Origin of the sequence: Mangrovitalea sediminis (genome assembly GCF_002514725.1) — a bacterium.
In the GTDB taxonomy this organism is placed as follows: Bacteria; Pseudomonadota; Gammaproteobacteria; order Pseudomonadales; family Oleiphilaceae; genus Mangrovitalea; species Mangrovitalea sediminis.
This window is the reverse complement of sequence record NZ_NTLB01000004.1, coordinates 1-18,151: the sequence shown is the minus strand read 5'-3', so window position 1 is coordinate 18,151 and position 18,151 is coordinate 1. Positions and strand designations below refer to the sequence as shown.

13 protein-coding genes are annotated in these 18,151 nt (G+C 57.1%); 8 read left to right on the top strand and 5 right to left on the bottom strand.

Features of this window, described 5'->3' with window-relative positions:
- Positions 1-303: 303 nt before the first annotated feature.
- Together CLR77_RS09990 and CLR77_RS09985 are read right to left on the bottom strand one after the other, a co-directional pair.
- Positions 304-2,454: a 3-hydroxyacyl-CoA dehydrogenase NAD-binding domain-containing protein gene (locus CLR77_RS09990; RefSeq protein WP_097460517.1), complete on the bottom strand. Its 2,151-nt coding sequence runs from the start codon at positions 2,452-2,454 to the stop codon at positions 304-306.
- Positions 2,455-2,480: 26 nt separating this feature from the next.
- A complete protein-coding gene (locus CLR77_RS09985; protein ID WP_097460516.1) occupies positions 2,481-3,689 on the bottom strand; it encodes an acetyl-CoA C-acetyltransferase in 1,209 nt (402 codons plus the stop codon).
- Between the two features lie 255 nt (positions 3,690-3,944).
- Here CLR77_RS09985 and CLR77_RS09980 point away from each other — a divergent pair, with 255 nt between their 5' ends.
- Positions 3,945-4,211 (top strand): late competence development ComFB family protein, encoded by a 267-nt coding sequence (locus tag CLR77_RS09980; protein ID WP_097460515.1) that lies wholly within the window; start codon positions 3,945-3,947, stop codon positions 4,209-4,211.
- Between the two features lie 56 nt (positions 4,212-4,267).
- Here the strand turns inward: CLR77_RS09980 and CLR77_RS09975 are convergent, their stop codons facing one another.
- Positions 4,268-6,967 (bottom strand): DUF349 domain-containing protein, encoded by a 2,700-nt coding sequence (locus tag CLR77_RS09975; RefSeq protein ID WP_097460514.1) that lies wholly within the window; start codon positions 6,965-6,967, stop codon positions 4,268-4,270.
- Positions 6,968-7,191: 224 nt separating this feature from the next.
- Here CLR77_RS09975 and CLR77_RS09970 point away from each other — a divergent pair, with 224 nt between their 5' ends.
- On the top strand, positions 7,192-7,665 hold the full coding sequence (locus CLR77_RS09970) for a regulatory protein RecX (RefSeq protein ID WP_097460513.1): 474 nt from the start codon (positions 7,192-7,194) through the stop codon (positions 7,663-7,665).
- 24 nt (positions 7,666-7,689) lie between these two features.
- On the opposite strand, the gene mltF is transcribed toward CLR77_RS09970, so the two are convergent.
- On the bottom strand, positions 7,690-9,129 hold the full coding sequence (mltF, locus tag CLR77_RS09965) for a membrane-bound lytic murein transglycosylase MltF (RefSeq protein WP_227519876.1): 1,440 nt from the start codon (positions 9,127-9,129) through the stop codon (positions 7,690-7,692).
- Between the two features lie 448 nt (positions 9,130-9,577).
- Here mltF and purL point away from each other — a divergent pair, with 448 nt between their 5' ends.
- Positions 9,578-13,477, top strand: a complete 3,900-nt coding sequence (purL, locus tag CLR77_RS09960) for a phosphoribosylformylglycinamidine synthase (RefSeq protein ID WP_097460511.1) — start codon at positions 9,578-9,580, stop codon at positions 13,475-13,477.
- A 661-nt stretch (positions 13,478-14,138) separates the two neighbouring features.
- On the top strand, positions 14,139-14,450 hold the full coding sequence (locus CLR77_RS09955; protein WP_097460510.1) for an NGG1p interacting factor NIF3: 312 nt from the start codon (positions 14,139-14,141) through the stop codon (positions 14,448-14,450).
- 14 nt (positions 14,451-14,464) lie between these two features.
- Here the strand turns inward: CLR77_RS09955 and CLR77_RS09950 are convergent, their stop codons facing one another.
- Positions 14,465-15,007, bottom strand: coding sequence for an NUDIX hydrolase (locus CLR77_RS09950; protein ID WP_097460509.1), 543 nt, complete (start codon positions 15,005-15,007; stop codon positions 14,465-14,467).
- 314 nt (positions 15,008-15,321) lie between these two features.
- On the opposite strand from CLR77_RS09950, the gene CLR77_RS09945 reads away from it, so the two are divergent.
- The 4 genes from CLR77_RS09945 to purT are packed head-to-tail and all read left to right on the top strand — an operon-like array spanning position 15,322 to position 17,868.
- Positions 15,322-15,903 (top strand): NUDIX hydrolase, encoded by a 582-nt coding sequence (locus CLR77_RS09945; protein ID WP_097460508.1) that lies wholly within the window; start codon positions 15,322-15,324, stop codon positions 15,901-15,903.
- A gap of 11 nt (positions 15,904-15,914) precedes the next feature.
- Positions 15,915-16,442 carry a gamma carbonic anhydrase family protein gene (locus CLR77_RS09940; protein ID WP_097460507.1) on the top strand — a complete coding sequence of 176 codons (528 nt, stop codon included), beginning with the start codon at positions 15,915-15,917 and terminating at the stop codon, positions 16,440-16,442.
- Between the two features lie 4 nt (positions 16,443-16,446).
- Positions 16,447-16,647: a DUF1289 domain-containing protein gene (locus CLR77_RS09935; RefSeq protein WP_097460506.1), complete on the top strand. Its 201-nt coding sequence runs from the start codon at positions 16,447-16,449 to the stop codon at positions 16,645-16,647.
- A gap of 27 nt (positions 16,648-16,674) precedes the next feature.
- Positions 16,675-17,868, top strand: coding sequence for a formate-dependent phosphoribosylglycinamide formyltransferase (purT, locus tag CLR77_RS09930; RefSeq protein WP_097460505.1), 1,194 nt, complete (start codon positions 16,675-16,677; stop codon positions 17,866-17,868).
- Positions 17,869-18,151 lie beyond the last annotated feature (283 nt).

Below are 18,151 nucleotides of genomic sequence, written 5' to 3'. Positions count from 1 at the left end.
TGGTTACGATTCGTCATCAGGGAAATCAGAGTGATAGGCACGATTCACTCGGCGTTTGGTCTACGTCCTTCCGTCACCGTCACAGTCACCGGAGATTTCCGTCATCCTGTTCCGGCACCGTGCCATGACAGAACGTGGCCAATCGCTTCATTGTAGGCAAGCATGCCGTCAACCGCTACCGGCTTGAGTGCGAATTTGAACCTGTTTACATGACAATCAGGCAACCGAGATCAAGATTGGCGGGGATGAAAGCTGTTCGATACGGGATGTACGCCGGAAAATCGACGTACATCCCATCTGCCATTACTCAAAGTGACCGTTGCGTTCCGCCAGTTCGATCAGCATGCGTGGCGGTGAGAAACGCTCACCAAAGCGGCTGGCAAGGTCTTCAGCTCGCTGCACAAAGGCTCGTACGCCATATTGGTTGATGTATTGCAGCGCACCTCCCGTCCAGGCGGCAAAGCCGATACCAAAGATGCTGCCGATATTGGCATCGCGGACATTGCGCAGAACGTTTTCTTCCAGGCAGCGCACGGTTTCCAGCGACTGGATAAACAACATCCTGTCCTTGAGGTCCTGGAGATCGGCATTGCGCGCCTTTTCCTTATCGACGAACACGTTTTCCAGTTCGGGCCACAGATGCTTGCGACCGCTTTTTGGATATTCGTAAAAGCCGGCGCCCGCCGCTTTGCCCTTGCGGTCGAATTCGCTGAACATCCGGTCGATCACGGCTTCCGCCGGGTGTGCCTTCCAGGTTTTGCCTTCCGCCTCCAGGTCCTTGCGGGACTGGTCGCGGATATGGGTGATCAGGCCCAGGCTCACTTCGTCGCACAGGGCCAGTGGCCCGACCGGCATCCCGGCCAACATGGCGGCATTTTCGATGGAGGCAGGGTGGAAGCCCTCTCCCAGCATGGCGACACCTTCGTTGACGAAGGTCCCGAAAACCCGGGAGGTGAAGAAGCCCCGGCTGTCGTTGACGACGATCGGCGTCTTGTCGATCTGCAGAACGTAATCGAAGGCTTTCGCCAGGGTTTCGTCGGAGGTCTTTTCGCCCACGATAATCTCGACCAGCGGCATCTTGTCGACGGGAGAGAAGAAGTGCAGGCCGATGAAGTTTTCCGGCTTGTCCGCCGCTTCGGCCAATTGCGTGATCGGGATGGTCGAGGTGTTGGAGGCAAAAATGCCTCCCTCCGCCAACTGGGGTTCCGATTCCCTGGTCACACCCGCCTTCAGCGCACTATCTTCGAAGACTGCCTCGATGATCAGGTCGCAGCTGGCCAGGTCTGCGGCGCTTTCCGTGGGATGAATGCGGTCGAGCACGGACTGCTTGCTCTCCAGGGTCATCCTGCCACGGGAGACCTTCTTGGACAGCAGGCCCTCGCTGTACTGCTTACCTTTCTCGGCATTGGCCAGGGACACGTCTTTCAGGACAACGTCCAGCCCACGACTGGCGCTGGCGTAAGCAATTCCGGAACCCATCATGCCTGCGCCAAGTACGCCCACCTTGCCGATCTTGCGGCGCTCGAAACCGTCGGGGCGACTGCCTCCGGCCTTGATGTCGTTCAACTGGAACCAGAAGGTGCCGATCATGTTCTTGCTGACCTGGCCGGTGACCAACTGGGTGAAATAGCGGCTCTCGATGCGCTCGGCAGTATCGAAATCGACGGATAAGCCTTCCACGACGGCAGAGAGAATGGCTTCCGGTGCTGGGTAGCAGCCTTTGGTCTTACCTCTGAGCATGGCGGGAGCGATGGCCAGCATCTGGGCGACCTTGGGGTGCGTCGGGCCGCCACCGGGGATCTTGAAGCCCTTCTGGTCCCAGGGCTGGGCGCTTGCTGGATTCGCCTTGATCCAGGCGCGGGCCTTTGCCATCAGATCGTCACGATCGCTGGCCAGTTCGTCGATGAGACCGGTTTTGAGGGCGTCTTTGGGGGACACCTTTTTGCCTTCCAGCAGGAAGGGCAGGGATTTTTCGAGGCCGAGCAGGCGCGGCAGGCGCAAGCAGCCGCCCCCGCCGGGCAGCAGACCCAGGGTAACTTCCGGCAGGCCGAGTCGAATACTGTCGTCATCCAGGGCGATACGGTGATGACTGGCGAGGCAGATTTCCAGGCCTCCGCCCAGCGCTGCGCCATTGATGGCTGCGACGACAGGCTTGCCCAGGGTTTCCAGCTTGCGCATCTGGGCCTTCAGCGCGAGCACCATCCCGAAGAAGGTATTGGCGTCCGCCGGTGAGACCGCCACCAGTTCGTTCAGGTCGCCGCCGGCAAAAAAGGTCTTCTTGGCCGAGGTGATAATGATGCCGGCCAGGCTGTCTGCTTCTGCGGCCACCTTGTGGGCCGTTTCCTCAAGCGCCTCACGAAAGACCGCGTTCATGGTGTTGGCGCTCTGGCCAGGCATGTCGATGGTCAGGGTAAGGATGTTGTCGTTGTCTTTTTCGTAACGAATAGCAGTCATGATGCGATGTCTCCGGTAGCCGATGCTCAGCAGCGCTCGATAATGGTGGCGATACCCATGCCGCCGCCGACACAGAGTGTGGCGAGGCCGAACCGGAGGTTGCGGCGCTCCAGTTCATCGAGCAGCGTTCCCAGGATCATGGCGCCTGTAGCACCCAGCGGATGGCCCATGGCGATGGCTCCACCATTGACATTCACTTTGTCGTCAGGCACGTCCAGTTCCCGTTGGAAACGCATGACCACAGCAGCAAAAGCTTCGTTGACCTCAAACAGGTCGATCTGATCGGCTCGCATCCCGGCCTTTTGCAGGGCCTTGCGGGCTGCCGGCGCAGGGCCGGTGAGCATGATGGTCGGGTCGGTGCTGGTGACGGCCGTGGCAACCACTCGGGCTCGGGGTCTCAGACCCAGTTCACGTCCCTTGGCTTCGCTGCCGATCAGCATGGCAGTGGCGCCGTCGACGATTCCCGAGGAATTGCCGGCCGTATGGACATGGTCGATGCGTTCGACGTAGTGATACTTCTCACGGGCGACGCCGTCGAAGCCCATTTCGCCCATCATCTGGAAAGAGGGTTTGAGCTGGCCGAGCCCTTCCAGGGTAGTGCCCGGGCGAATAAACTCGTCGTGATCCAGCACGATCAGACCGTTCTGGTCCCGGACCGGAATCAGGGACTTTTCGAAATAGCCTTTGCTGCTGGCATGGGCGGCCTTTTGTTGGGAGTTCAGCGCAAAACGATCGACGTCCTCACGGTTGAAACCTTCCAGGGTGGCGATCAGGTCGGCCCCAATGCCTTGAGGCATGAAGCCGGTGTGCAGGTTTGTGGCCGGGTCCAGGGCCCAGGCGCCGCCGTCCGATCCCATCGGAACCCTCGACATGGATTCGACGCCGCCGGCTACCACCAAATCTTCCCAGCCTGAGCGAACCTTCATGGCGGCCAGATTGGCTGCTTCCAGGCCGGAGGCGCAGAAGCGGCTCAGTGTCACGCCAGCGACGGATTCATCCCAGTCTGCCGCCATAGCGGCGGTTTTGGCGATGTCGGCGCCTTGATCCCCAATCGGTGTGACGCAACCCATTACGATATCGTCGACTTGGGAGGTATCCAGGTCATGGCGTTGGCGCAAGGCATCGAGTACTGTCGATAGCAGGGCTACCGGCTTGACTTCATGCAGGGTGCCGTCTTTCTTGCCGCGTCCTCGCGGTGTGCGGACGGCATCGAAGATAAAGGCATCGATCGTCATGGGGCTCTCTCTATTTATTGGGCGTTACGCCATATTGGCTATCATCAACCATACTGGTAAAGGGTCGCATCGGTAATGACGATGTACTCCAAATGGATTGGCGAAATAGCTCAATGGGGGCAAAGGCCTGCGCCAATCCACAGTTGCACGAATGACTGGCGGTTAACCCTATTAAAGGGACTGCATCAACGATAAGGCTGCACTAACGGTAGGACTGTATTAACTGCAAGGCTACATACACAACAGGGCTGCACAATGTCGATTCTGGATAGCATTGATAACTTTTATGAGCGGTTGGTCGTCGAAGTGCTGGAAGGCATGCCGGAGCATGAGGAGTGGACGGAAGACTTCACCGAAGATGTGGTCTGCGTCGCCTTGAACCGCCTGCCACCGCGTTATTACCGGCACAGCGTGGATATGGTGTTTTATCTGGCGGACCAGGAAATGGTCGAGATGAAGCAGCGGGTACGCGAGGTGGTCAAGGATGCCATGGAGTTTGTTTTGACGCATCAGCGCGCCTGACAACCGGGACGACCTCTCCGGTGGTCAGGCGCTGACCGGGTGGTTTGAGGCGGCGCTTATGCCAGCGACCGTAATGCCGCTTCCAGCCTGCCGCGCCAGTGCTGCCGGTTGTCGCTGGAATCGGCAGGGATGCGGCACCAGCAGGCAACGAGAAAGCCCATCTCCTCCATTGGGCTCCGCCAGGTCTGTCCGTGATTCAGGCCTTGAGCTAGCCGGTTGACCTGAAGCTGCATGCGTAGGGCCTGATCCTCCTCCGGAGAGGGTTGGCCCGCCACGATTTCCGCCCTGATGGCGAGTTCCTGAGGGTCCTGAGGTGCAGTATCCCAGGGAAATGCCGACCATTCCGCCGGTTCCCGAATGGTTTCGCCGCCAGCATGTTGCTGGAGGAACTGAAGCCAATGCTGAAGGTGTTCCTTGCGATCAAGGTCGTTGATTCGGCTTTTCAGTTGGTCACTCAGTTCACCAAAGCGCTTCAATATCCCCTGTTTGTGCTCCCGCGGCAGGGTCAGGCCCTGGAAGTTGCGGCGAAGTTCATCGACCTTGATGCTGTCAATCGACTCCTGCTGCTGCAATTGCGCCATGTCCTTCAGGATTTCGTCGGCTTTCGCCAGTTGATCGCTGTTATGCTGAGCCTGTTCGGCCCGTTGTTTGTCGCGTCGTGCGAAAACGGCATCACAGGCTTCCCGAAAAGCCTGCCAAAGCTGGCGATCGTCGCGAGGGCGGGTCATCCCGATCTTTTTCCATTCCTGTTGCAGAGCCTTGGCGCCATCTGTGGCACTGTGCAGGGGCTCTGCATCGACCAGACTTCTTGCCCGATCGACGATATCCTGCTTCAGCGCATGGTTACGTGCATATTCCTCGCTGAGATGGTGCTCGATGTCGCGCAACAGACGGTCGAATTGCTTTTGTACCGGGCGGTTCTCGCGGAAGTCGACAGGCCAGGCTGACCGCCATTCTTCCCGGGCGCGCCGGTGGATCTGGTCCACCGCTTTCCAGTCACAACCGTGCCAATCGATATTTTCCAGAAATTCGACCAACTGGTCGCAGATCATCTGCCGTTTATGGACATTGGCATGCTTGAGTTCCGAGCGAGCCACGAAAAAGTCATGGCAGGGTGCGTAGGCGCGGTCAGAGGCATCCTTGAAGCGTTGCCAGAGCTTCTGGTCGGATGATCCACCGAGTTCGCGCCACTCCTTCTGCAGTTCTTTGATTCGCTCGGCCTTGGCTTCCGGCACCATGTGCTGGCCAGCAAGGTACTCCATGTGTTCGCACAGTTCGATTTGCTTGGGGCGCGTGGCAAAGCCTTCCCAGTCGCGGAGTTCCTGCAGTTGCTTTCCGAGCAGGTGCAACCGTGCCTTGAAAGGGTCGGCGTGGTGATTATCGAGCTCGGCAAAGAGGTGCTGGACTTCCTTGTAGATATGACGGGATTGCTTCAAGACCCGTTGTTCAAGTGCCTTGTCCAGGTCGTCCATGGCTTGGCGCAGTGATTTCTGGCGCTTTTTCTGGTCTTCCGCGACCCGGTGTTGCCGGGCCTGGGTTGCACCGAGACGTTGCCGGACTTCGGTGACCAGTTCCGGTTCTGCATAACCTTCAGGCCAGTTGATTTCCTGGAGCAGCCGCTGCAGGGTTTTGCGTCGACTTGCCAGTGCCGCCTCATCTGTTTCGGCGCCTTCTGGCTGATCCAGGACCTCGCGAAGTTCCAGTCGGCTGCGTTCGAGATGGCTCAGTGCCTGCACGTAGACGCGCAGGTCATGCATCAGCTCCTGGTAGTGCTTCTGTTCATTGCGTTCGACCGAGGTTTCCCGGGTGGCTTCCAACCAGCGGTTCTCCTGTGTCTTGAGCACGGCGTCCAGACCGGCAAGTGACGGGCCTTGGGCAGGTATATCGTGTTGCAGACTGGAGAGGGTGCTTTCCAGTACCTCCAGCGTGGCTTTGCGTTGTTCCTGCTTTTCCTGTGACGCCGCCTCGGATGCCGCTTCTTCATGCAGCTTGGCGATCCGCTCGCGACAACGGTGCAACGCGTCGAGATAGCGTTGTTGCAGCGCGATTTCGATATCGGCAGGCAGATTGTTCCACTGCTGTTGCAGGGCTTCGAAGCGGGCCTCATAGAGCTGCGTGGAGTCAGTCGCAGCATGGGCTTCCATAGCGGCAATCACCAGTTCGGTGCCTCGCTGACGCGCTTCGTCGGCTGCAGCGGCCTCCCGTATTTGTTGCAGGCGGCGGCGAGCGGTCTGATAGATCGTCTTGTCGCGTCCCTTGGCGGCTTTGGCAATACGCTGAAGAGCGTCCTCGTCTTCAACATGCTCAATGGCAGCCAGGCGCTGCTTGGAGGTGCGTCCTTCGACAGCCAGTCGCTCAAGTTGAGCGGCATCGTTTAGCAGTGCTTCAGGCAGGGTGTCTTCATCGGGAGCTGCAGCCAGTTGCTCTAATAATTGGCGGTGTGCCGGATCGGTCAGGGCGGCACGAGCCTGCTCCAACTTGCCGGGTTGGCGGGCCAGTTCCGCCACCTGTACAGCGATCTGATCGCGTTCGCGCCGGGAAACCTCCGGATACAGTGGGATCAGCCATTCCATGCGGTTTAGCCGCTCCAGGGCGACTTGTCGCAGTGCGGTGTCGTCGCTCTGTTGAACGAGCTCAATAAGTTCCTGGCGAACGTTAGGATCGGTCGGGTCCGCTTTTTGTACTCGGCTCAGCGCTGGCTGAGGTTTTTCCGCGGATTTGTTGTTCTTGAACAGGCCTTTTAGAAACGCTGGCATAGCTTCATCCTGTATGCGGCTCTGACAGCCATCCAACGGGCACAACGCGCAAGGCGTAGCATCTGGAACACCCGTCCGCTCCCCACCTTCCCAAACGGAGAGACTGGCAGTCAATCACTTGAACTTCAGATCGACTAGTCTATATGCTCCGCTTCACTTCTGGAATCGGTGTGCAGCCGGAAAGGTGTAAACCCGACCCTTATATCGCAATGACTGGTGGTTTTATGACCGATGCTGACCGTGTCGCCAACGACCTGCTGGCAAAAGCGCGAGCGACGGCCATGAAGTTGTTGGCTCGTCGTGAGCACAGTCGTCTGGAGTTGGACCTCAAGTTGCGCCAGCGGCGTTATGACGCGGAGACGATTGTCGCGGTGCTCGATGAGTTCGAACGTGAAGGCTGGCTCGACGATGAGCGATTTGCCGATATCTACGTGCGTCAGCGTTGTGAGGCGGGGTACGGACCACAACGGATTCAGGCCGAACTGCAGCAAAGGGGGATTGAGGGTATGCCTGCTTCGTTGGCTGCGGTCCCTGATGCCGAATGGCGCGAGCTGGCGCTGCGGATGCGGGTCCGTAGGTTCGGCGGCGAGGTGGTTGACGACTGGAGCGAGCGTGGTCGCCAGGGGCGCTATCTGGCGCAACGGGGCTTTACGATGGAACACATCGACTTTGCACTGACGCAATCCGGCGGTGAATAGGGCCGGCCCCTATCGCCTCGGTCGTTACAGCGTCGGCGGTGTGAGCTGGAGGCCCGCCGGCAATTTGACGTCGGCCATGGCGTGCTGCTTATCCGGCGTGCCGCCTTGTTTCAGCTCGGTTTGGCTGGCAACGACTTCGCCATTACTCGCCGGTTGGTTCATCCAGGCCAGGACATCGAAGTAACGGCGAATGTTCTGTACATAGACCACTGCTTCCTGGCCTCTCGCATAGCCGTGCTTGGTGCGGCTATACCATTTTTTCTGTGCCAGCAGCGGAAGGTAGTCTTTGACGTCGGCCCACTTGTCGGGATCCTTTCCGGCAGCTTGCGCGAGGATGCGCGCGTCTTCCACGTGACCGTAGCCGACGTTGTAAGAGGCCAGCGCAAACCAGGTGCGATCCGGCTCGGGAATGTGGTCGGGTATCTGCTGCAGGATCTGCGAGAAATACTTCGCGCCGCCCAGAATGCTGGCTTCCGGATTCAGGCGGTTGTTGATGCCGAGGTCCTGGGCGGTATCCAGGGTGAGCATCATCAAGCCTCTCACGCCGGTGGGCGAGACGGCATTCGGACGCCAGTGGGACTCCTGATAGCCAATCGCAGCGAGCAGGCGCCAATCCAGTTTGTAGGTGCTGGCAGCCTCCCGGAAGACATCCTCATAGTTCGGCAATCGATTGCGGACGTGATAGACGAATGTCCTGGCGCCGACATAACTGAGGCGATTCTGGTGTCCGTAATAGCGCTCCCGGAGCTGGGCAAGGGTGCCGTCAGCCTCGATTTTCTTGAAGAAGGCCTTGGCCTTGTCGACCAGGGAGTTGTCCTCGCTGGCAGGGAAGAACCAGGCAAAGGAATCCTCACGGGCAAACTGGAAGCCCTTGCGAACTTTCGGGAAGAAGGCCTGGTTGATATCCAGTTCGTTGGAATCGACGACCGCGAGATCGGTTTTGCCGTCGTTCACCGCCTGCAGAAGGTCGACGGTGTCCATGTCCTTATGCGCTTCCCAACGTATGCCGGGATAGCGTTTTTGCAGGGCTTTCAGATCGGCCACATGGCTGCTGTTGGCAATGACCATGATGGAGCGGCCGACCAGGTCTTCGGGCTTGTCGGGACGCGGTGTCCCATCGCGATAGACGATCATGGGATGCGCGTGCAGGTAAACGGGTGACAGCTTGTAGCGCTTGGCCCGCTCAGGCGTGATCGCGAGACCGGCGGCGGCAAAACTCGCGTAGCCTTTGTTCAGGACAGAAAAGATTTCGCTGCGGTTGTCGGCAACCCGCACTTGAAGGCGCACACCGAGGTCGTCGGCAAACCGTTTGGCCAGTTCGTATTCGAAGCCGGCAGGACCATCGCGGCCTTCATAATAGACGGAAGGCGCGTTGCGGGTGATGATGTGAAGGACTTTTTCCTGATGGATACGTTCGAGTGTCGACGGCGGCGAACAGGCTGAAAGCAGGCAACCAGCCAACATGACCAACCCTGAGGCCCACGTTCGCCCCACAGCGGTCTTTGCGCTGAAATTCGTTGCTATTGCCAACTCCATCGCCCTCTGACGTTTGCGGTCGGCCAAAGCCCCGACCTCTCGTTAGGGATCTGCGCCCCGGCACCGGATACGCTCCCGTCATTGTCACTACACTCGGTTGCAGCAGAACTCGTCCTGAGTTCGGGAATGATCGCCGACCTGTCATTTTTTAGTCAATCCCACGGTAGTGGCGTCGGTGAAAAAGTTTGTAAATCTGTAACGAAGTGCGCACTGGGTAAGGGTTTGGTGGAAGTTGCGACAAATACGTACTCTCGGGCGTCTTTTCTATTTTAGGCGGGCTTGGGGTGGCATTACCTGTATCCGCGCAGCGCTTTCCATTATCATATTGGCCTTCTCTTCAGACCCATTTTCAGATCAGCGCGAGGCATAGTTTACGATGCTGGAATTGCGAGGCGCGCCAGCCCTCTCGGCGTTTCGTTCGGACAAGTTACTGCAGCAGGTTCGGGACCTGGTTCCCGGCGTTTCGTCCCTGTACGCCGAATTCATGCATTTCGTCGATGTCTCGGCTGAGCTGGACAGTGCTCAGCAGGACATCCTGGATCGCTTGTTGACCTATGGTCCTCATGCCGAATCCCAGTCTACCGACGGTGTCCTGTTTCTGGTGGTTCCCCGGCCCGGCACCATTTCGCCGTGGTCGAGCAAGGCCACCGATATCGCCCGCAATTGCGGTTTGCGCCAAATCCGCCGGATCGAGCGAGGCATTGCCTATTATGTTCAGGCGGTGGAGAAACTGACGCTGGAGCAGCGCGAGACCATCGCAGCCCGACTGCATGATCGCATGACGCAGCGCGTCTTCCATGAAATGGCGGGCGCCCAGCTCCTGTTTGGTCACGACGAGCCGCGGCCCATGACGTCGGTCGACCTGTTGGAAGGCGGCCATGACGCCTTGGTGTTGGCCAATCAGCGACTCGGCCTGGCCCTGGCGGATGATGAGATCGATTATCTGGTCGATGCCTTCAAGGAATTGCAGCGGAACCCGACGGATGTCGAGCTGATGATGTTCGCCCAGGCGAATTCGGAGCATTGTCGGCATAAGATTTTCAATGCGTCCTGGGACATCGATGGTGAAGCGCAACAGAAATCCCTGTTTGCGATGATCCGCAATACCTATGAGATGCGGAGTGAGGGCGTCCTGTCTGCTTATAAGGACAACGCTGCCGTCATTCGCGGCCACCGCGCCCAACGTTTCTTCCCTGACGCCTCCAGTAGTGAGTACGGTTATGAGGAAGAGGATATCCATATCCTCATGAAGGTCGAAACCCACAACCATCCCACCGCGATTTCGCCGCATTCCGGGGCCTCCACAGGATCGGGTGGAGAGATTCGCGATGAGGGGGCGACCGGGCGTGGCGCCAAACCCAAGGCCGGATTGACCGGTTTTACGGTCTCCAACCTGAACATCCCCGGTTTTGAGCAGCCCTGGGAAGGTGGGTTCGGCAAGCCCGATCGTATTTCCAGCGCCCTGGATATCATGCTCGAAGGCCCCATCGGTGGAGCAGCCTTTAATAACGAGTTTGGTCGACCCAATTTGACCGGCTATTTCCGGACCTTCGAGGAGCGTGTCGCCAGTGCGGCGGGTGAAGAAGTCCGTGGTTACCATAAGCCGATCATGATTGCTGGTGGTTTGGGCAATATCCGTGCACAGCATGTGGAGAAGGGAGAGATCCCGGTCGGCGCCAAACTGATCGCTTTGGGTGGCCCGGCAATGCTGATTGGACTCGGGGGCGGCGCCGCGTCTTCGATGGATTCCGGCTCCAGCCATGAGGATTTGGATTTTGCGTCGGTCCAGCGGGACAACCCGGAAATGGAGCGCCGTTGTCAGGAAGTGATCGATCGTTGCTGGCAGTTGGGCGATTCCAATCCGATCAGCTTTATTCACGATGTAGGGGCTGGCGGTCTTTCCAATGCGATGCCGGAACTGGTCAAGGATGGCGGTCGGGGCGGTCGTTTCGATTTGCGCAAGATTCCCAGTGATGAGCCTGGCATGTCGCCGCTCGAAATCTGGTGTAACGAATCCCAGGAGCGGTATGTTCTGGCCGTCGCGCCGGAGAACCTGGAAAAGTTCGATGCGATCTGTCGTCGTGAACGTTGCCCTTACGCCGTCATCGGCGAAGCGACGGAAGAAAAACACTTGGAGTTGGCCGACAGTTACTTTGACAACCTGCCCGTCGACCTGCCCATGAGCGTGCTGTTCGGTAAGCCGCCGCGCATGCATCGCAGTGTTCAGCGGTCGTTGTTTACCAAGCCGATGTTCGATTCCTCGCGCATCGATGTGAATGAAGCGGCAGAGCGCATCCTGAAATTGCCGTCCGTTGCCAGCAAAAGTTTCCTGATAACAATTGGTGATCGCACGATTACTGGACTGGTTTCGCGTGATCAGATGGTTGGCCCCTGGCAGGTGCCGGTGTCAGATGTTGCGGTGACCGCGGCGTCCTTTACCAGTTACTGCGGTGAGGCGATGGCCATGGGGGAAAGGACGCCGGTAGCCTGTATCGATGCGCCGGCCTCAGGCCGCATTGCCGTTGGTGAAGTGATTACCAATATGGCTGCGGCGGCCATCGAGGCGCTTTCCGATATTCGTCTGTCCGCCAACTGGATGGCCGCCGCCGGACATCCGGGCGAAGACGAAAGCCTGTACGAAACCGTTCGGGCGGTGGGCATGGAACTCTGCCCGCAGTTGGGTATTACCATTCCTGTCGGCAAGGACTCGATGTCCATGAAGACGGTTTGGGAGGACAACGGTGAGCAAAAACGCGTTACGGCACCGCTTTCGTTGATTGTCAGCGGATTTGCTCCGGTGACGGATGTGCGTCGAACCTTGACGCCGCAACTCGTTACGGATGCCGGGGAGACCGATCTTATATTGATCGACCTGGGGGGTGGCAAGAATCGTCTCGGCGGCTCGGCACTGGCGCAGGTTTATCGGCAGGTGGGGGCCGTCGCTCCCGACGTGGACGATCCGGAAGACCTCAAGGCGTTCTTCGCAGTGATTCAGGGGCTGAACCAGGACGGCAAACTGCTGGCGTATCATGACCGTTCTGATGGAGGGCTTTTTGTCACGCTGGCCGAAATGGCGTTTGCCGGGCACTGTGGCATCGATATCCGGCTGGATGGCTTGGCCGAAGATGCCAGTCATTTCCCGCGGGAACTGTTTAACGAAGAGTTGGGTGCCGTGCTTCAGGTTCGTCGCGCTGACTGTGACTTCGTCCTGCAACAGTTTACGGCTGCCGGCCTGGGTGATCAGGTGTCGGTGATCGGTACCACCAATGACAGTGACCGGATCCGTTTTACCTTCGATGGTGAGCCCGTGCTCGACCAGACCCGGACTCATTATCATCGGATATGGGCGGAAACCAGCTACCGGATGCAGTCTCTGCGGGACAATGCTGACAGTGCCCGCGAAGAGTTCGATCTGTTGAATGATGCGGATGACCCTGGGTTGTCTGTTGTCACAACCTTCGATCAAAACGACGATATTGCCGCGCCGTTTATCCAGACCGGCGTGCGGCCGCGTGTGGCGATCGTTCGGGAACAGGGTGTTAATGGTCAGGTGGAAATGGCGGCGGCATTCGATCGCGCAGGCTTTACTGCCGTTGACGTCCACATGAGCGATATCCTGTCCGGGCGCGTAACGCTGGATGATTTCAAGGCCATTGCAGCCTGCGGCGGCTTCTCCTATGGCGATGTGCTTGGTGCCGGTGAGGGTTGGGCCAAGTCGATTCTGTTCAACAGCCGGGCCCGAGACCAGTTTGCGGCTTTCTTTGAGCGTGCTGACACATTGACGCTGGGTGTCTGTAACGGCTGCCAGATGTTGTCCAACCTGCACGAATTGATTCCGGGAACTGAGGCGTGGCCGCATTTCGTTCGGAACCGGTCGGAGCAGTTCGAGGCTCGCTTTGTCATGGTTGAGGTGCAGGATTCGTCGTCCGTGTTCCTGTCCGGCATGGCTGGCTCACGGATGCCCATAGCAGTGGCGCATGGTGAGGGGCGGGCGGAGTTCGTGCCAGGAGCACGAGAACGCCTTGAGGCCGCTGGATTGGTGTCCATGCGCTATGTGGATCACTATGGCCAGGTCACGGAAACGTATCCGCGCAACCCAAATGGGTCGCCTGCCGGCATTACAGGGCTGTGTTCCAGCGATGGTCGTGTAACGATCATGATGCCCCACCCTGAGCGGGTATTCCGGGCGACGCAAAACTCCTGGCATCCGGCTGGATGGTCTGAAGATGCGCCCTGGTTGCGTATGTTCCGGAACGCGCGAGTCTGGCTTGGCTGAAGCCGGTCTTGATCGGTCTTTGAGGGCGGTTGCAGGAAGTATTCTGCACCGCCTTTTTTATTTGTTCCCTTTTGGGGAAATTTTCTTTCTCACGCCTCGCTCGTGAAGAGTTTGGGATCTTCTTTCCTGGGCGCATTTCTTCTGTTACGGCTCGTAACGTTTCGCCATGCCCTGTAACCAGTCGAAACTTCCGATTCTGAGGTTGACATTTTAATGGCGTGTCGTGCCTGCTGTGAGTGCTGAATTTGTGGCAGTGAAAAGGCACCTTTTGGCTTGACATCAAAAATTTATTCACATCCCGAAATTGGTAGACTTTATTAATGAACTCTGCTTCATATCTTTCTGTTCAGTTGTTCGCCAATAATTTAACTGCATGAATTTTAAAAGAAAAATTCTTTAGGTGAATTTGTCGCCAATTTGAGCCAAGGCGCATAACCGTGCGGATTAGAGCCAGGTACCCAGACTTTTTCCCCAGAGTTATCCACAGATTTTGTGAGTAACGTAATCGGTCAATTTTTCGTCTGTAATCAGGGAATAGCAGAGCGGTTTCCGCTCATTTCTGGAAGTTGTCAATAGTATGGAAGCGGAATAGCAGGCATATTATGAAAAGCTTTTCAGGATTCTGCGGGAACTGATCAAAGGGTTTTGTGAAGGGGGAGCTATGTACAAGATTTGTTATTTCGTTCCGGTGTCGCATTTGACGGAAACGAAGCAGGCGCTCTTCGATGCAGGGGCCGGGCGTATTGGTGATTACGATAGCTGTGCGTGGCAGGTTTTGGGGGCGGGGCAGTTTCGTCCACTGGCTGGAAGTCACCCCTTTTTGGGTGAACCGGGGCAGCTTGAGCAGATCGAGGAATACAAGGTCGAACTGGTTTGTGATGACGGGCTCATTGAGGAGGCCATCAAGGCTTTGAAGCAGGCGCATCCTTATGAAGAGCCCGCTTACGAGGTTTATAAGCTTGCTGAATTCTAGCGTATGTCGGGTAATCAATCCCGGCGGGGGCGGCGGATGTCGTGTACGTAGACCGGGAACTCGTCGCGCTGCCGGTCGGCGAAATACAACTCCAGGGTCTGTTTGACCGTTGGGAAGGCCAGCTCAGACCAGGGAATTTCATCTTCGCCGAAGAGTCTAACCTCCAGAGACTCTTCTCCTGCGCCATGGGCTTCGCTGGTCATGTTTGCCAGGAAAAAGAGGTGGACCTGATCAATGTGGGGGAGGTTGATCATCGTATAAAGACCCCCGATGGTCACTCGCGCCAAGGCTTCTTCCCAGGTCTCTCGGATCGCGGCTTCTGTCGTTGTTTCGGCGTTCTCCATGAAGCCTGCAGGCAATGTCCAGAATCCTTTGCGGGGTTCGATGGCGCGCCGGCACAGTAGGACCTGTTCCCCCCAAACAGGAATCGTACCCGCGATAATTCTCGGGTTTTGATAGTGAATCGTGCCGCAGGAAGGACAAACGTGACGAAGGCGGTTATCACCTTCGGGGATGATGTGTTCAACCGTTTGGCCGCAGTTACTGCAGTATTTCATGCACTACCTCGTCATGGGGGGCGGACAAACCTAAAGGTTGGGTTTGCGCGCACATGGGGTATTAGAGTAACAAAGTTTCAGTTGTGCTGCCGCGCCTTCGTAAAAGGTGTTGTCGCTCCGCTCATTTGAGATGAGCAGGCTTGACTGGTAGCGGATGACACGGCATCGTCCAACTTTATAGTGCTCTCTGGCATGAGCGAAAGCACCCTTGGATCCGGCCTTCAGTATAATCCTTCGATACCTCTGTGGAGCCTCTTGACCGATCGCTCTAGCTGCTGGCGGTCCCCGGATTTCGTTAGTTAAAGGTGATTCATTTGTTAGATCAATTGGCGCATCGACTGGCGCGCTACCGTCCACGGGAGTTGACGCTCGATTATCCGGAAGCGGGTATCCTGGTTCCGGTGACAGACAATCCTGTGGAACCTGAGATCATCTTTACGCAGCGGGCGGCGCACTTGAAAACGCATCGAGGGCAGGTCGCGTTCCCTGGGGGGAAGCGAGACCGTGAAGACGCTACTCTGCTGGATACCGCCTTGCGGGAAAGTTGGGAGGAAATCGGCTTGATGCGTGAGGATGTCAGGGTGCTGGGGATGCTCAGTCAGGTCGTATCCCGTTATGGCATTATCGTGACACCTTTTGTCGGCTTGGTTCCCGAGGGCATGTCATTTACGCCAAACCTGGACGAGCTGGATTCGGTATTCAGTGTGCCCATCTCTTTCTTTCTGGAAGATCGCCGTCTGAGAACGGATACGCTGTCTTTTCTTGATTACACGCTGTATGTGCCTTGTTATGAGTGGCAGGGTTATCACATCTGGGGGATGTCTGCGATTGTCCTGGTCGATTTGCTGAATGCTGCGTTCGACGCGGGTATCGATATGCTGGAGCCGCCTGGTTAAGGAGTTGTTTGATGTTATTGAGTCTTGGGGATGTCCGTGTCCGCTTTGAGGGCGAAGGCCAATTCGTAGCCGACAACGCCACGGTAATTGGCAATGTGTTGCTGCAGGAAAAGAGCAGTATCTGGTTCAATGTGGTGATCCGGGGTGATAACGATCTGATTACCGTTGGGCCTGAATCCAATGTTCAGGATGGCTCCGTTCTGCATACGGACCCCGGCATAAGGCTGACGTTGGGGCGGGGTGTGACTGTTGGTCACAAGGTCATGTTGCACGGCTGTGAAATCGGTGATTACAGTCTCATCGGCATCAATGCTGTGGTGCTGAACGGGGCGCGTGTCGGTCATCATTGTCTTATCGGCGCCAATACGCTGATCCCGGAAGGTATGGTGGTGCCTGATGGTTCGCTGGTGGTCGGCTCTCCGGGCAAGGTGAAGCGTGAGCTTTCGGGCAATGAACGTAAGATACTGGAAATGAGTGCTTTTCATTACGCGGAGAACGCGGCGCGTTATCTGCGTGATCTCAGGCCCCAGGAGTCTTGATTCGATGAGTTCCGGCCCAGTCAGCTCACCTTGTGTCAGTGTCTGCGCACTTGACGAGCGGGATATTTGTATAGGTTGTCATCGAACTGGTGAGGAGATTAGCCAGTGGTGGTCGATGACAGATGATGAACGGCGCGCGGTAATGAAGCAGGTGGCCGCACGCGAGCGCGTTGCCTACATAGGGCAGGCGGGCGGTGATCGCTAATATTTCACGGTTATGAGGCATGATGGCATGGTATCCATAGGCACCCCTCTCAAAAGTAATGCGTTCCGGGTCCTGTTTCTTGGTTCAGGAGAGCTGGGCAAAGAAGTGGTGATTGAGTTGCAGCGTTTTGGTGTGGAGGTGATCGCTGTCGACCGCTATGCCGATGCGCCGGCGATGCAGGTCGCACATCGCAGTCATGTTATCGATATGCTGGATGCGGAAGCGCTGCGGCGAATTGTCGAGGAAGAGAAACCTAATCTTATTGTTCCCGAAATCGAGGCTATTGCCACTGGTGAGCTGCTGAAGCTCGAAGCAGAAGGCTACCATGTCATTCCCTCTGCGAGGGCAGCGAACTTGACGATGAATCGCGAAGGCATTCGTCGTCTTGCGGCGGAAGAGCTGGGGTTGCGCACATCGCCATACCGGTTTGCGGATAATCGTGAGGATTTTGATGCAGCTATAGATGAGATCGGTATGCCTTGTGTCGTTAAGCCGATCATGAGTTCGTCCGGCAAAGGGCAAAGTGTCGTGCGTGTCGACGCCGATAGGGAGAAATCCTGGCAGTACGCTCAGGAAGGTGGGCGTGCGGGTAAAGGACGCGTTATCGTCGAAGGTTTTGTTGATTTCGATTACGAGATTACGTTGTTGACCGTGCGCCACGCTGCGGGTGTTTCCTTCTGTGCCCCTATAGGGCATCGCCAGGTCGATGGGGATTATCGTGAGTCCTGGCAGCCTCATCCAATGTCCGACGTGGCGCTCGCCCGGGCGAAGGAAATGGCGGACAAGGTGACTGAAAGCCTGGGAGGGTGGGGTATTTTTGGTGTCGAGTTCTTTATTAAGGGCGACACGGTTTACTTCTCAGAGGTTTCGCCCCGGCCGCACGATACAGGGCTTGTGACGTTGATTTCCCAGGACTTGTCTGAATTTGCATTGCATGCGCGGGCAATCCTTGGGCTTCCTATTCCCGGGATACGCCAGTTTGGAGCCAGCGCTTCCGCGGTTGTGCTGGTGGAAGGTGAGTCCCGGCAACCGATTTATCATAATATTGAGGCGGCACTTCTCGAAGCGGATACTCAGGTGAGGCTCTTTGGTAAACCTGAGATTCATGGGCGCCGCCGCTTGGGGGTGGTTTTGGCACGGGACGAGTCGATAGACGCTGCCCGCAGCAAAGCCTCAAAAGCGGCAGCAGCAATTCAGGTAGAGCTTCCTGAAGGTCATTGAAAAACAGACCGTGAAATTTTTTTACAAAACGCCGTTGACTCTTTCCGCAATGGCTGTAGAATGCGCTCCACTCTCAAGGCAGCAACGGCCGAAAGGTAACGAAGCAAGCAGATTTGAGAGTAGCAGGAAACGAGAAAAAACAGTTGACTGCGAACAAGGTTACGGTAGAATACGCGGCCTTGATTGAGCGAAAGCTCGCAGCTCTTTAACAAGTTGACCAAGTAATTCGTGTGGGCGCTGACTGGGATGTTTCGGTAAGAAACATTAAGGTCAGAGCTCGTCA